This is a genomic window from Parvimonas pharyngis (assembly GCF_046569675.1).
Lineage (GTDB): Bacteria > Bacillota > Clostridia > Tissierellales > Peptoniphilaceae > Parvimonas.
Window position 1 is genome coordinate 182,071 of sequence record NZ_JBKICJ010000002.1, and the last position, 16,307, is coordinate 198,377.

13 protein-coding genes are annotated in these 16,307 nt (G+C 30.0%); 2 read left to right on the plus strand and 11 right to left on the minus strand.

Annotation, left to right across the window (positions count from 1 at the left end; genetic code table 11):
* Positions 1-3: 3 nt before the first annotated feature.
* Positions 4-1,596 (minus strand): ATP-binding cassette domain-containing protein, encoded by a 1,593-nt coding sequence (locus ACLGL0_RS03220; protein ID WP_411013604.1) that lies wholly within the window; start codon positions 1,594-1,596, stop codon positions 4-6.
* A 464-nt stretch (positions 1,597-2,060) separates the two neighbouring features.
* Between ACLGL0_RS03220 and uraA the strand changes: the two genes are divergently transcribed.
* Entirely contained in the window at positions 2,061-3,326 is a 1,266-nt protein-coding gene (uraA, locus tag ACLGL0_RS03225; RefSeq protein ID WP_411013605.1) for a uracil permease, read from the plus strand.
* Positions 3,327-3,387: 61 nt separating this feature from the next.
* Here uraA and ACLGL0_RS03230 read toward each other — a convergent pair whose 3' ends face one another.
* From ACLGL0_RS03230 to fsa, 4 genes are read right to left on the minus strand one after another with little or no spacing between them, the layout of a single operon-like run.
* Positions 3,388-3,849, minus strand: coding sequence for a flavodoxin (locus tag ACLGL0_RS03230; protein ID WP_411013606.1), 462 nt, complete (start codon positions 3,847-3,849; stop codon positions 3,388-3,390).
* Between the two features lie 36 nt (positions 3,850-3,885).
* The gene (rho, locus tag ACLGL0_RS03235) at positions 3,886-5,190 is read right to left on the minus strand and encodes a transcription termination factor Rho (protein ID WP_411013607.1); all 1,305 of its coding nucleotides are present in this window, start codon (positions 5,188-5,190) and stop codon (positions 3,886-3,888) included.
* A 1-nt stretch (position 5,191) separates the two neighbouring features.
* The gene (gene glpX, locus ACLGL0_RS03240; protein WP_314558618.1) at positions 5,192-6,172 is read right to left on the minus strand and encodes a class II fructose-bisphosphatase; all 981 of its coding nucleotides are present in this window, start codon (positions 6,170-6,172) and stop codon (positions 5,192-5,194) included.
* 12 nt (positions 6,173-6,184) lie between these two features.
* Entirely contained in the window at positions 6,185-6,826 is a 642-nt protein-coding gene (gene fsa / locus ACLGL0_RS03245; protein ID WP_411013608.1) for a fructose-6-phosphate aldolase, read from the minus strand.
* A 141-nt stretch (positions 6,827-6,967) separates the two neighbouring features.
* On the opposite strand from fsa, the gene ACLGL0_RS03250 reads away from it, so the two are divergent.
* Complete coding sequence (locus ACLGL0_RS03250) at positions 6,968-7,660, plus strand: class I SAM-dependent methyltransferase (RefSeq protein ID WP_411013609.1); 693 nt, start codon at positions 6,968-6,970, stop codon at positions 7,658-7,660.
* 57 nt (positions 7,661-7,717) lie between these two features.
* Here the strand turns inward: ACLGL0_RS03250 and ACLGL0_RS03255 are convergent, their stop codons facing one another.
* From ACLGL0_RS03255 to ACLGL0_RS03280, 6 genes are all read right to left on the minus strand, one after another.
* On the minus strand, positions 7,718-9,172 hold the full coding sequence (locus ACLGL0_RS03255; RefSeq protein WP_411013610.1) for an LPXTG cell wall anchor domain-containing protein: 1,455 nt from the start codon (positions 9,170-9,172) through the stop codon (positions 7,718-7,720).
* Between the two features lie 207 nt (positions 9,173-9,379).
* The gene (locus ACLGL0_RS03260) at positions 9,380-13,147 is read right to left on the minus strand and encodes a collagen-like triple helix repeat-containing protein (protein ID WP_411013611.1); all 3,768 of its coding nucleotides are present in this window, start codon (positions 13,145-13,147) and stop codon (positions 9,380-9,382) included.
* A gap of 238 nt (positions 13,148-13,385) precedes the next feature.
* Complete coding sequence (locus ACLGL0_RS03265) at positions 13,386-13,643, minus strand: SemiSWEET family transporter (RefSeq protein ID WP_411013612.1); 258 nt, start codon at positions 13,641-13,643, stop codon at positions 13,386-13,388.
* 84 nt (positions 13,644-13,727) lie between these two features.
* Complete coding sequence (locus tag ACLGL0_RS03270) at positions 13,728-14,504, minus strand: leucine-rich repeat domain-containing protein (protein ID WP_411013613.1); 777 nt, start codon at positions 14,502-14,504, stop codon at positions 13,728-13,730.
* Between the two features lie 1,049 nt (positions 14,505-15,553).
* Positions 15,554-15,880: a MazG nucleotide pyrophosphohydrolase domain-containing protein gene (locus tag ACLGL0_RS03275; protein ID WP_314559175.1), complete on the minus strand. Its 327-nt coding sequence runs from the start codon at positions 15,878-15,880 to the stop codon at positions 15,554-15,556.
* Between the two features lie 18 nt (positions 15,881-15,898).
* Complete coding sequence (locus ACLGL0_RS03280) at positions 15,899-16,183, minus strand: hypothetical protein (RefSeq protein ID WP_314559173.1); 285 nt, start codon at positions 16,181-16,183, stop codon at positions 15,899-15,901.
* Positions 16,184-16,307 lie beyond the last annotated feature (124 nt).

Below are 16,307 nucleotides of genomic sequence, written 5' to 3' on the forward strand. Positions count from 1 at the left end.
TTATTAATTAATTCTTTCCATAAATACCTTTCCATCTATCACTTTAATCACATTATCAAAGTTTTTAAGATGTTCAATTGATGTATTATGAGTTACAATCAATACTGTTTGATCAGATTTTAATAAAACATCTTCTAATTTTGAGATGCTTTCTGTATCAACACCTGTAAAAGGTTCATCTAAAACTAATATATCTCCTTTTCTACACAATATACGAAGTAGTGCTAGAACTCTTTTCTCTCCTCCACTAAAATTTGAACAGTCTGTAGTATTTCTATTAAGAATATCATTGATTATTGAAATTTCATGAGCATTATTAGGAATGTAATCATAAGAATATGAATCAAAGACCGTTATATTTTCCTTTACAGATGCACTATAAATATGCTCATGTTGACTCATATAAAGCAATGAATTTGATAAATTAAGCTCTGTTACATTTTCTCCGTCAATACTTACTTCCCCCCGAATTGGCTTGTGTATTCCAAGTAATAAATTTAAAAAAGTTGACTTTCCTGCACCTGATTTACCAACAATTGCATATTTTTTACCTTTTTCTATTTTTAAGTTTATATCTTCTAGTTGTAGTTTATCAACTGTGAAATTTACATTATCAAAAATCAGCTCATTTTTAAATTTTTCCAATTCTTTTTTGCTTTCTGTTTCTGATTTTTTATTTAAAAATGAAAGTATATTTTGTTTTGTAGAATTTACTGAACGGATAGCCGTAATATCATATAGCAAGCTATCAATAGGGTCAATAAAAGCTGAAGAATAGCTTAATGTCGCTATTGCAACACCTACAGTTATCTCCTTTTTATAGAATAAATATCCTACAATCGCAAAAGTAAAAGCCCTAACCATTTTAGTCATTAAATCACTTAATCCAAGTACCAGTGCCTTTTTCTTTCCAAATTCATATCTTTTATCTGCAGTTTTATGTAGAATTTCATTATGTCTGTTTTTTATATTTTCAATCGTTTTAGAATTTATTAAGCCAAAACCTTCAAGCAAATCGGAAATAGTTGAAGTATATTTTCCAAGATGCCTTTGGTAATTACTTCTGCTATTATCTAACATTTTTCCGAATATCTTTGGAATAAAAATTGCAAAAATAGAAGATAAAACTACAACTAGACCAATTTTATAGTTGATATTCATAAAGATAATAACTCCATAAATCAACATCATATTTACAGAACGAATCACATCTACAATAGGTTGTAAATAATCTTGTTCTAATGCAGTAATATCATTTGATTGAATAGAAATATATTCCCCTATTGGTTTTTCGTGAAAAACTTTATTATTCATATTAAAAATTTTATCAAAAAAATTCTTTTTAAGTCTTGTTTCAAACGAAATTCCTGATTTAAATGCTACTAAAATGCAAAAATATTGCATTAGTGAATAAATTCCAAGTAATAAAGCATATAATAGAATTGCTAAAAATATTTGACTTGATGTACTTTGCAATCCATAGTCGAATAACCACTTTTGAATCAATGGAGTTAATGCTAAACAAATAACTCCTATAAAATCCAATACTACTTGAAGAATAATATATTTTTTAACTTTAGATAAATAATCTTTCATTTCTTACTCCTAAATATTTATAGTAAAATAAAACTCTTTTTTTAACTATACATAATTAATTAAATTATATCATACTTTTCATTTCTATAACTTTTTTAGCAGTTAAGTATGATGAAATTAAGTTCTCTTTTTAAATTGTTTATGGTAAATTTAATTATATCATACTAAAAGTCAAAATAAAATCTTTAATTTTTAATAAATTTATGCAATTTAAAACTTTACTTTTTCCTTTTTATGATGTATAATTGTGAAGATAAATTTAAGGAGGTTAGTTATGACAAATTTAGTTAAGCTTTTTGTTACAAATAAATCTAACTATTTTTATTTTGTTTTGACGACTCCTTTTTTCAATTTTAATAACAGACTTTTTGTCTTAAAAAATATTATATTTAATTTTTAATGGAATAACTTTTGTTATTTCATTTTTTTTATATATTTTTTAGACTTAAGTCTATGGAGGTTTTATGAATAACAAAGAAATTATTGGCGTAAGGGACAAAGTTCCTTTTTCAATGCTTATCCCTTTAAGTTTGCAACATACTTTTGCTATGTTTGGAGCTTCTGTTTTAGTTCCTATTCTATTCAATGTTAACCCTGGTATTGTTCTTTTGATGAATGGTATTGGAACATTGTTGTTTATCTTTATCACAAAAGGAAAAGCTCCTGCATATTTAGGTTCAAGCTTTGCCTTTTTGGGAGTTGGCGGTGTTATCATAAACACTATGGGTTATAGATATGCGCTTGGTGCTTTTGCAACTACTGGTTTTCTAGGTTGTATTCTGGCGTATATAATCTATAAATTCAGAACAGATTGGATAAATATAGTACTTCCACCTGCAGCAATGGGTGCTGTTGTATCTCTTATAGGTCTTGAGCTTGCAGGAAATACAATAAGAGGTGGAAAAATTGGTGCAAATATATTGACTGAAACTTCAACTAATGCTGATGTATATGTGTTCTTAATAACACTTTCTGTTGCGATTTTAGGTTCAGTAGTATTTAGAAAGTTTTTAGGAACTATTCCTATACTTATAGCAATTATTTGTGGATATATTGCAGCTCTTGCTTTTGGAATGATAGACTTTTCAGCAGTTACTTCTTCAACATTATTTACAATACCAGATTTTCAATTCCCTATTTTTGACTTCAAAGCAAGTTTAATAATGCTTCCAGCATTACTTGTAATAACTTCCGAACATATAAGTCACCAAGTTGTAACTAGTAATATAATAGGTCATAATCTTTTAGAAGATCCTGGTTTACATAGAAGTATCTTTGCTGATAACTTCTCAACTATGCTATCTGCTCTTGTTGGTGGCGTTCCAACAACAACTTACGGAGAAAATATCGGTGTAATGGCTGTTACGAAAGTGTACTCAGTTTATGTAATTGCAGGTGCAGCAGTAGTTTCAATCTGCATGGCATTTATAGCACCTTTAAGTATGTTAATTCAAAGCATACCTGGAAATGTAATCGGTGGAATAACATTCTTACTTTATGGAATGATTGGTACGTCAGGAATAAGACTTTTAGTTGATTCAAAAGTTGACTACTCAAATAGCCAAAACTTGATTTTAACTTCAGTTGTATTCGTAACAGGACTTAGTGGAATATCAATTAATTTCTTCGGAATGGAATTAAAAGGAATGGTTCTTGCAAGTATGGTCGCAGTAGTATTAAGCCTAATATTCCATTTCTTAAACAAATTTGGACTGTCAAATCATAAATAAATAATAGATAAAAACAAAAACTCAGCTTTTTTCAAAGTTGAGTTTTTTAAAATCCCTAATTCTATAAATTATTTTCTAACCATTTTTGTAATTCATCAAAATCGTAAAATCCACTTAAGGCTAATCCATCTTTTACTACGTAATTTTTACATTCTTTCTTTATATCATCAATCATTCTTCCAAATCCCCCACCACCATGAGTGCAGAAAGGAATAATTATTTTGCCATCCAAGTTGGCAGAACGTAAAAAAGTAAGAACTGGTGGTGCAAAAGTCTTAAGCCAATTAGGTGAGCCTATAAAAAATACATCTACATCATCAAGATTCCCTATTTCTTCAGTTAGAGGTGGACAGTATCCCTTATCAATTTCAATTCTAGCTTCTTTTACAGCAGTATTATATGAAAAAGAATAAGGTCTTAGTGGTTTTAATTCCAATAAATCTCCGTCTGTGATTAAAGCAATATCTTCCGCTAATCTCCTAGTTATTCCTGAATAGGAATAATACACAACTAAAATTTTCATCAAAATCTCCTTAAGTTTCAAATTGAAACTAAATTTTTAATTATTTTTTAAGATAGCTTTGAAGAATTCTTCGTTGTTTTCAGTTTTCTTTATGTTTTTTACTAGATTTTCCATAATTTCATTTGTATTTGTATTTGAAAGTTTTCTACGAATTAAATTTGCAGATTGAATTTCTTCTTCACTCAAAAGTAAGTCATCTTTTCTAGTACCTGATTTATAAATATCTATGGCAGGGAAAATTCTAAGTTCTGAAAGTTTTCTACTCAAATGAATTTCCATATTTCCAGTTCCCTTAAATTCTTCATAAATCATATCGTCCATTTTACTTCCAGTATCTACAAGAGTTGTCGCTATTATAGTTAAACTTCCACCATTTTCAACATTTCTCGCAGATCCAAAAAATCTTTTTGGCTTATGCAATGCAAAAGGATCAAGTCCTCCTGTAAGAGTTTTTCCAGAGGAAGGTGTATTTACATTGTAAGCTCTTGAAAGTCTTGTTATGCTATCAACTAGAATAACAACATCTTCTCCAAGCTCTACAAGTCTTTTTGCTCTTTCAAGTACAAATTCTGCAAGTCTTATATGATTTTGAGGCAATTCATCAAAAGTTGAAGCAATTACTTCAGCTTTTGTAAATCTCTTCATTTCTGTAACTTCTTCAGGTCTTTCTCCAATAAGTAAAACAAAAATCTTGCTCTTTGGACTATTGATTTCTATACCTTTTAAAATTGAACGAAGTAGGCTTGTCTTTCCTGCCTTTGGAGGAGCAACAATTAAAGCTCTCTGTCCCTTTCCAATAGGAACTATAAAGTCAATTATCCTAGTTGAAACCTCTTCTTTTTTTGTTTCCAAAGTAAATTTTTCATTTGGATAAATTGGAATTAAATCATCAAAATCTTTTCTAGCTTTTAGTTCAGAAACCTTAATGTCATTTATTTCATTTATATAGATAAGTGGAGAAAATTTTTCAGTTTCTTTTCTTTCTCTAGTTAATCCTAAAATCTTATCTCCCTTTTTAAGTCTAAATCTTCTTATTTGAGTTGGAGAAACATAAGTGTCTTCCTCTCCAGAATCATAGCCATTTGAACGTAAAAAACCATAACCATCTGCTGTTATATCAATGAGTCCACAAACTGTTGTAGTATTGCTCTTTGAATCATTTTCATCTGGTTCATTAATAATAATTTTTTCAGAATCTTCGCTTTCAAAGCCATTATCAGCTTTTAAAATTTCAGAAATCAACTCATCCTTTTTATACTTTGAAACATTTGCAATTCCATAGGACTTTGCAATAGTTTTTAATTCGTCAAGATATTTTCCTTTTAAAAGTTCTATATTCATACTATCTCTTAATCTTTGTATATTCAGGTTTTTTAGAAATTCTATGAGTTGCCTCAATTCTTCTAACTGTTCCTGTTTCAGCTCTCATTACAACTGAGTAAGTCTTAACTCTATCATTACCGATATGTCTAACCCCGTCTAATAATTCTCCGTCAGTTACTCCAGTTGCTGCAAATAGAACTTCATCACCTTTTACTAAGTCATTCATTTCTAAAACTTTTAGTGGATCTTCAAGTCCCATAGCTTCACATCTCTTAAACTCTTCTTCATCAGCTGGAACAAGTCTTCCTTGGAAAACACCACCTAAAGCTTTAATTGCAGCAGCAGCTAAAACTCCTTCAGGAGCTCCACCAATACCAACCATTAAATCACAACCACTGTTTTCAATACAAGTTGCAATAGCTTGTGCTATATCTCCAGCTTCAAAAAGTTTAATTCTAGCACCAAGTTTTCTAACTCTATCAATAATATCTTGATGTCTTTCTCTATTTAAAATACTTACAGTAACTTCACCAACTTCTTTTCCTAAGGCTGTTGCAAGTCTTCTAATATTCATTTCAATTGGTAAATCAATATGTATGCAATCAACTGCTAAAGGACCAGCCGCAATTTTATCCATATACATGTCAGGAGCATGTAACAAACATCCCTTAGGCGCACATGCAGCAACTGCAATCGCATTTGGTAATCCATTTGCTACAAGAGATGTACCATCAACTGGGTCAACTGCAATGTCAACTTTTGTAGCACCTTGTTGTCCATTACCTACAACTTCTCCGATATATAACATAGGAGCTTCATCCATTTCTCCTTCACCGATAACAACAGTTCCTTCCATTGGAAGTTCGTTGAACATTGATCTCATGGCTTCAACGGCAGCACCGTCTGCTCCATTTTTATCTCCTTTTCCTAAAAAGTAAGATGAACGAATTGCCGCAGCTTCTGTAACTCTGACTAAATTTAAACTTAAATTTCTATCCATAGTTTCCTCCTATTATTTAACACTTTCCCAATCTTTTAAAAACTTTTCAATTCCTATATCAGTAAGTGGATGTTTTAACATTTGTTTGAACACTTTATAAGGTACTGTTGCAATATCTGCACCGCTCTTAGCTACTTGAAGAACATGCATAGGAGTTCTTACAGATGCAGCAATGATTTCAGTTGTAATTGCATAATTACTAAATACTTCAAAAATATCTTCAATTAAAATCATTCCATCAGAACTTATATCATCAAGTCTTCCTAAGAAAGGACTTACATAAGTTGCTCCTGCCTTGGCTGCAAGAAGTGCTTGAGTTGCAGAGAAAATTAAAGTAACATTTGTCTTAACACCCTCTTTACTTAAAACATTAACAGCCTTTAATCCCTCTTCAGTCATTGGAATTTTAATTACAATATTTTTATTAATCTTACAAAGTTCTCTAGCTTCTTTTACCATTCCTTCTGCTTCAAGACTGATAACTTCTGCTGAAATAGGTCCATCAACAATTGAAGTGATTTCAGTTATAACTTCAACAAAATCTCTTCCCTCTTTTGCGATTAAAGATGGATTTGTTGTAACTCCATCAAGAATTCCCCATTTGCTAATTTCTCTTATTTCATCAACATTAGCTGTGTCAATAAAAAATTTCATCTATTGCCTCCTAAAAAAATAAATCTATTCGTTTATATTTTACCACAAAATTATTTAAAATGCTAACAACTTAATAAGAAAGTTGTTTTTGTAAAAATGGGTATAATTAATACATAACTATATTTGGGAGTGGAGGATTATATGAATAAGTTTTATAAAGAAATATGTAAATATTATGAAGATATTTTTCCAAAAAATGAAGCACAACTAAATTTCTTAAATAGCATTTCAGAAGGAAAGGACTATTTAGACATTGGCTGTGCAACAGGACTTGTTGCAAAAAACCTGGAAGAATTAGGTAAAAATGTTACTTGTATCGACCTAGAAGAAAGCATGGTAAATGAAGCAAGGAAAAAAGGACTTAAAGTATATGAGAAGAATATGCTTGAACTTGACTTTGAAGAAAAATTTGACGTTTGCTATTGCATTGGAACAACAATTGCCCATTTGGAAGACATAAATCAAATATGTAGCTTTATACTAAAAACTCTTGAACTTTTAAAAGAAGATGGAAAATTAGTATTAAGTTGGGTAAATTTTAAACCATTTATCCTTAAACATGACCTATTTCTTGGAGCATTACCAACACTTGGAACAAAAGTAAAATTCACAAGAAATTATTATAGAGAAAATAGCAAAATCCGTTTTAATACAGTTCTTACTACAGAAAATGAAAGTTTTGAAAATACTCAACTTCTAGTTCCTCTATTGGTTGACGACATAATTTCATTTGTAAATACACTCGGACTAAAATACGAAATCTACGGAAGCTTCAAAAAAGAAGAATTTGACGAAGAAAACTCTCCGTCAGTAGTATTTGTAATAAGTAAATAGATAAAACAAAAGCCTTTAGAAATTCTAAAGGCTTTTTTTAATCTTAAATAAAATTGATTATTTTCTTTTTTTAGAACTAATTACAACTCCAATTGCTCCTGTTAAAACAGTTGCTACGCTTAGTAATGCGCTTGAGTTTGCAATTCCAGTTTTTGGTAATTGACCATTTTGTGGTTCTTTTTCAACTGGTTTTTGTGGTTCCGGTTGAGGTGTTGGCTTTTGTGGTTCTGGTTGTGGTTCAGATGTTTTTTCAACTAATTTGTATTCGAAAACCACATTAGTTGTACCTTCTTTTAAATTACCATTTTCTGGAGCAGATGTAGCTGAAACTCCAACATATTCATATTCTTTACCATCATAAGTAATTTTTGCAGGACGTTCATTTTCATTTTCTGCAGCATTATACTTAACTAACTTTCCATTTTCTCCATAAATAGGAGTTTCTTTTGTATCGTTATAAGTTTCTTTAATTTTTGTATTTGTTCCTTGGATAACATAATCAACATCAACTTTTCCTAAATATAATGCAGAAACATCTTGGTCTGCCATATCTTCTTTTTCAGAAATATAGTAAGTTACACCCGGATTAGCTCTTAAAGTAAAGATTTTTGCATAATGGAAGAAAGTCTCTTCTTTAATATTTGTATCTTCTGGAATATTAGTCCAATCTCCATTATTTGGAGTTATATAAGTACTTGGATTTGCAACAGATTTGATAAGATGTCCATTTTTTACATACTCTTCTGTTACTAAAGTAGGGTCTCCTATTCCGCCATAATTAGGAATTGGAGTTCCTTCCTCATCTTCCTTTTCAGATGGCAAACCTAAAACGTGATTATGGTATTCTTCTAAGCTTTGAGCTCCAGACTCATAACCAGGCGCTCCATCTTCTTGACTTGCTTTCCATACCATTCTAGCATCAATCGGTAAATATTTAATTTTCTTTGCTTGTTCTAAAGGAACACTAATTTCAAGTTTAACTGCTTGACTTCCATTAACATTATGAAAAACACCTAATGTAGTTATATATTTTTGATCATCATAATTATATCCTAAAAGATAATAACCTTTTTTTCCTGCAGCAACTTCTTCTGCACTTGGTAAATCAATATCATCAGGGTCATCAAGTGACGGATCATCCATTTTCAATCCTTTTAATGGTAGATTTGCATTTACAGGTTTCCCATTTTCGTCTCTAGTTCCTATTAATGTTAAATTTATTTTAGCATTTGGTATAGGTGCAAAACGAATTGTAACATCACTTACTGTTTGACCATGGTCACTTGAATGCATTCTTTGAAAAGCAATGATATAAGAGTAGATTACACTTTTACCATCTTCGCTTAATCTAGCTCCTTGTCCTTCAACATTAATATGTCCACCTTCACTAATTAAATTATCAGCTTGCGGTATTGGATCTTCAGCTTTAACATAGTTAGAAGCATTTCCAGATACTAGAACACTAGCTGAAACTGCCATGCAAAGAACTATATTTTTCAAACTCTTTTTCATTAAAATTCCTCCTAATTAAAAATAAAAAAATTTTTTAATTTTATAAAATATCACATAAAAAAATGTGAACAATATGCTTAATTGTATCATTTAAAAAATAAAAAGTCAATTAAATTTTACTGTTTTTAGCATAAATTTAAGCATATATTTAGAAAAAGAAAAGCCTTTAGAAATTTCTAAAGGCTTTATTCTTTAAATAATATTTAATTATTTTCTTTTTTTAGAATTAATTACAATACCCATTGCTCCTGTTAAAACAGTTACTAAACTTAGTAATGCAGATGAGCTTGCAACACCAGTTTTTGGTAATCTATTACCCTTTCCTGGATCTCCTGGTTTTCCAGGTTTTCCTGGTTCTCCCGGTTTTCCAGGTTTTCCTGGAACTACTGGTTCTTCTTTAAGTTTATAGATATAAGTTACGTGCTTATCTCCTTCAATTACCTTTCCAGTTGTAGAATCTGAAGATTCAAGATGTCCTTCACTATCTACAGAACCCACTGTATAGTTTCCTGCTGGTACTAATACATAAGTTTTACCATCTTTTACAATTTCTTGTGGTCTATTGTCTACTACTGTATCGTAATCTTTATCTACTGGTTGAGCATCTTCATCAGTTACTCTAGATTTAATTACATTACCTTCAGTATCTTTATAGTAAACATATACATTACCTTTTGGTTGTGCTGGATCTGGTTGTGGTTGAGGAGTTGGATCTTCTTTAAGTTTGTAAATATAAGTTACATTCTTATCTTGTTCAGCTACTTTTCCAATTATTGGATCTGATGATTCAAGATGTCCTTCAGCGTCAACTTGACCTACTGTGTAGTTTCCTGCTGGTACTAATACATAAGTCTTTCCATCTTTTACGATTTCGTTTGGTCTATTGTCTACCTTTGTATCATAATCAGAATCAACTGGTTGTTGATCCATATCTTTTACAGAAGCTTTTAATTCATTTCCTTCTGTATCTTTGTAATGAACATATACATTACCTTTTGGTTGTGCTGGATCTGGTTGTGGTGCTGGATCTTCTTTAAGTTTGTAAATATAAGTTACATTCTTATCTTGTTCAGCTACTTTTCCAATTATTGGATCTGATGATTCAAGATGTCCTTCAGCATCAACTTGACCTACTGTATAGTTTCCTGCTGGTACTAATACATAAGTCTTTCCATCTTTTTTGATTTCGTTTGGTCTATTATCTACCTTTGTATCATAATCAGAGTCAACTGGTTGTTGATCCATATCTTTTACAGAAGTTTTTAATTCATTTCCTTCTGTATCTTTGTAATGAACATATACATTACCTTTTGGTTGTGCTGGATCTGGTTGTGGTGCTGGATCTTCTTTAAGTTTGTAAATATAAGTTACATTCTTATCTTGTTCAGCTACTTTTCCAATTATTGGATCTGATGATTCAAGATGTCCTTCAGCGTCAACTTGACCTACTGTATAGTTTCCTGCTGGTACTAATACATAAGTTTTACCATCTTTTTTGATTTCGTTTGGTCTATTATCTACCTTTGTATCATAATCAGAATCAACTGGTTGTTGATCCATATCTTTTACAGAAGTTTTTAATTCATTTCCTTCTGTATCTTTATAATGAACATATACATTACCTTTTGGTTGTACTGGATCTTCTTTAACTTCTTTATAAACATAAGTTATAACTGATTTTGGTTTGTCAACTTTTCCTGTTATTGGATCAGAAGATACAAGATGTCCATTTTCATCAACTTTACCTACTGGATAATCTCCCTTTGGTACAAGCTTATATGTTTTACCATCTTTTTCGATAGTATTTGGTTTTTCACCTTCTTCAGTTGTATCATATGGTGTATCATATGGTGATTTTGGTGTATCTTGTTTTGGATCTTGAAGTTCATTACCATTTTCATCTACATAAGTGATAACAACTTCGCCTTCTTTTGGATCTTCTTTAAGTTTGTAAATATAAGTTACATTCTTATCTTTTTCAGCTACTTTTCCAATTGTAGAGTCTGATGATTCAAGATGTCCTTCAGCGTCAACTTTACCTACTGGATAATCTCCCTTTGTTACTAGTACATAAGTCTTACCATCTTTTTCAATTTTAGCTGGTCTATTATCAACAACTGTATCATAATCTGAATCTATTATTTCTTTATCCATATCAGTTACAGAAGTTTTTAGTACATTTCCTTCTGTATCTTTGTAATGAACATATACATTACCAACTTGTTTGTATACATAAGTTATTGTTGATTTTGGTTTTTCAACTTTTCCTTTAATTGGATCAGAATTTTCAAGATGTCCATTTTCATCAACTTTACCTACTGGATAATCTCCCTTTGGTACTCTCTTATATGTCTTACCATCTTTTTCGATAGTGTCAGGTCTTTCGCCTGGTTCATCTGCATTATATGGTGTATCATATGGTGATTTTGGTGTGTCTTTTTTAGGATCTTGAAGTTTATTACCCTTATCATCAACATATGTGATTTCAACTTCACCTTTTAGTTTACGGAAATAATAGTTTACATCAGTAGATCCGTTTGGTGGAGTTGGAATTGAATAGTTATTTGAGAATGAAGTAAATCCTTCCAATCCTATATAAGTAAAACTTCCATCTGGTTGAGTTACTTTAGTTTTTGCTACAATAGCAGTAGTCTTTCCAGCAATTACATTCTCTGCGTTATTACCTTTACCAGCTGCTGTAAGTGCAACATCTGGACCCTTTGTAAATGGCTTATCATATTGTCTTGGTTGCTTATCTTCATCAGCTATATAAGTAACTTTTTCAGTTTTAGAAAACCATCCAGTTATAACAAGAGATCTGCTACCTGCTGTTTCAGTAACATCAATATAGTAGTCCCCATTTTTGCTGTCTACTCTAGTTACTTTACTTTCCGGAGCTGTCCATATTTCTCCCGGAGCATTTACTTTAGTTGTATATAATAAAGTGTATTTTGAAACATCTGTTGATCCAACATCATCTCCATTGAAATTGTCAACTTCTGATGGGTCAAGAGCATAAAGTTTAGTTACTGTTGAACCTTTTGAATCTACAACTTCAGAAATACGTTTAACATAGTAATGGTTAGCTCCACCTTTAAGTTCAACTAATTTTTGACCTGCTACATGTTTAACAAGACCTGTTTTTGGTTGGTTGTTGTCAGTTGTAGCTTCTATTCTTTCATATTTTTCAATATCTCTGTTATCTGATGCAACATATTGTTGACCAGAAATACCATTTTGAACGTATTTTGTAATAACTTCTTCATCACCTGTTGGTTTATAAGGTTGTCCTTCAGTGTATTTTGACTCATCAATTTCTCTGTAGTAAGTTATTTGTTCAGGTTTTTTAAATGGTACTGTAGTTTGAACATTAGGTTTGTCTTCATTTTCGTTTCCTGGAAGTTCAGTATCACGAACTTGAAGTGTTTCATACTCAAGATTTGCATGTACTAATGAGAATGTTAAAGTACCAGGAGTTGGTCCATTTGCAGGTACATAAGTCAATGTATTTGTAACCCCTGCAGCGTTGTTTGTAATGTAGCTTGGTAATTGAATATCGCTATCTCCCGCATTAAGTTCTCTAGTATAAACTTCAGCACCTGTTGATTTTTTAACTATACGTAAGTATACTTTTGGATTATCTCCAGGATTACCTGTGATAGCATCTCTATCTACAGAAAGAGTTGCATAGTAATCAAAATTTGTTTTTGTTTTTGTGTTTGGATCTGTTCTAAGGAACTGCCAAACTCCAAATGTGTAACGACTAGCATTTGGATCTAATGCATAACCCGCTTTGTTGAACGGAGCATCTGTAATTGACGCATTATTTGGATCTGTAATTACAGGTGTTGTTGTTACGTTCTCATCAGCTTTAACTGTATCTATCACGTTAAAATATTTAACGGTATTTCCTGAAACTAGAACACTTGTAGATAAAGCCATACAAAGAACGATCTTTTTTAAATTCTTGTTCATTAAATTCCTCCTTTTTTAAAATTTTCCTTGAATTTATTTAATTATTATTCAAAATTAAAAATTTCTCTAAATAATCACTTTAAATTGTATCATTTTGTCTTGTAAAAGTCAAATATTTTTATATCTTTTAGTCATAAAATTTTTTATTAATAGCAATTTTTTTACCAAAAATCATAAATAAATCATTTTTTTAACAAAAAATGTCGATATTTTTTTATTATATCGACATTTTATCCTCTTATAAAGCTGTAATTGCAGCTATTGTTCCAAAAACAACTCCTGGTACATTGGCAACAATAATTGGCCAATCTTTTTTCTTTTGAAAAAATCCATAACTGCACCATAAAATACAGTTAATTGCAGCAACCATAGGTTGTAAAAATCCACTCTTATTACCATTTAAATTGTTAATAATTTGTGGAAAATAAGAAATGTACATAAGCATTGCAGTACATGTTGCTATCCATCCCAAAATTTTAAGAGTTTTTTGACTCATTACTTTTCCTTCTTTCTTTTTAAAATATAGAATATATTATACCATATTTTTTTAATTTATAAGATACTGTATAATAAATTTTTTCTATTTTTTATAAAATTCAGGATTAAATACAATTGTTCCATATTTTAATTTTGGAAGTTTAAGTATATCATCATATAATTCATTAACCTCTTTAGACGGCTTTATAGATAAATGCTCTATATTTTCAAGACTTAAAAGTGGAGTGTAATCCTTACTTTTTACAACACTTGTAAAAAATCTAAAAAATCTTAATTGCTTCATATCTTTCAAAAAATCAATAGAATCTATATGAATATTTTTCGGAGCAAAGGAATCTCCCTCAATTGTAAGACTTTCCAATTTTTTTAGATTTGTAAGTGGAGTATAGTCAAGAATTTTTTGAAAATTTTCAACAGTTAAAGCTACTAAATTTTCTAACTTCGAAATTGGTTCAACACTCCCTACACTTGAACCTGAACCTAAATGAAGAAATTCAAGATTAACAAGATTTGAAATCTTTGAAATATCTGGATAAACTCCCCATTTAATATATAATTTTTTAAGATTTTGTTGAGAGCATACCGCATCAAAAAGTTCTTGTGGCATTCTTGTACAAAATGTAAGTTCTGTAAAAGCTGTTGGATTTTTAATTAAAAAATCACACCATTCATTTACAACATTTTTTCTTGCCTTTGCAGTTTTGTACTTTGAAGTAGAACTATCATCCAATTGAGTACAATTAATTATAATTGCATTTTCTCCATTATATTCAGAAACCTCAACAATACTTCTAGGTCTATTTTCATTTTTGAAGTAATAATCATAACCGTATATTAATTGTTTTTCATTTAAAACCATTTTTTACTCCTTTCTATTTAAGAAGATTATATCTAAATTTTCATTGTAAATACTTTATTCTGATTATATCATAAGAATATATTTCATTCAATTTAAGTTGATATGCTTGTGGCTTATAAGATTTACATATTTTATGTATCTTCGATACATTTACTTTTGCTAAAGCAAAAGTGTGAGATCTCTCCACGTTGGTCGAGATGACGTATTGGGGTATATATCTTCGATTAATAGCTTAACGTTAAAGGTAAATAAACATCAAATATTATTAAAAAAAAATGAATTTAGAAATTGCATAAAAAATAAAATAATTCACGTGAGGATGTTAAGCAAAGAAAATCCTCCTAACACGTCATCTCGACCGGAGTGAAACGAATGGAGCGGAGAGATCTCAACTATTGCTTGTAAACAAGCAATAGTAAGTCCTGTAAAGGACTTATATAAAAACAAAAAATATTATAAGAAAAATTTTTTATTTATTTTAAAAAATAAAGTCATTCTATTTATATGTTTTATTAATTGAAAATTTTCAAGTCATAACTTTTTGCAAAGAGATACTCCAAACACGTCATCTCGACCGAAGTGAAACGTAGTGGAGAGATCTCAACTATTGCTTGTTTACAAGCAATAGTAAGTCCTGTAAAGGACTTATATTAACAATATAATATTTATATAACTTCTATGAAAATATCCTAAAAACTTTTAGCAAATAATTTTTTTCGATGTATCTTCGATACATTTACTTTTGCTAAAGCAAAAGTATGAGATCTTCTCAGTCGATTGTACTCAAATCAAAGATTTGAACAATCTTTGCGTCAGACCTACTTTTGCTTGTAAACAAGCAAAGTTAGGGCTAGATTGACTTCACTTCGCTATGCTACGTTTCGCTCAAGATGACGTGTAAAGGAAGCACCTTTGTTTAAGAGATAGACGTGAACAGTAAATTAACTTCAAGTATTATTATTAGAAATTCTATAAAAATAAAAAGTTTCGCGTCAATCTCATTTCCACAACAAAAAAGACGATTTCTATCGCCTTTTAACTTATACTATCTACCAACGTTTCATATTTTTTTCAAATTTTGTCGTATATGCTTCTTTTAGTTCCTCAGCATCTATTCCATAGCAAAGGAGAACGTCATTGTAATACATGAGAACATCTGCCATTTCTTCTACTAAATGTTTACGAAGTTCTTTGTCTTTAAGAGATTTTTCATCTCCATTCTTTTTTATTATATCTATAACTTCTCCAATTTCACCAATCATCCATAGTAGTTTATTCTTGCCAACTTCTGGACAAATTTTTTCCCATTTATCCTTATACTTATCTTGTAATATTCTTTGCATTTCAAGCATTTCATTTATATTAAAATCACTCATTCTACACCAACTTTCTAATTATTTTTTAAAAAACGAACTAGGAATAAGATTAAAAATAAATATTATAAGAACATAAATCAATATTCTTCTATAATCCGTTGATGCTACTTCAAAAAACGCTTCCCAACTTGTATTAGTAAAGTAACTATCATATTTTATAACATCGTAAATAAATTTAGTTAAGCATAATATCGCTATTAAATAACTTATAAGTTTATAAAATATGAAACTCCTATTTTGAATTTCCATAACACGACCAATTATCGTGAAAATGACTCCTCCAATTGCTATTATTAATAACATAAAGCCTCCTATAAAATATATTATTTAAACTTTTTAAATCAATAACTTTTTAGCATTTCATTTCCTATATATTTTACATTATATATACTTTTATTTCAACATAAATTTTTACATAAAAAAACAG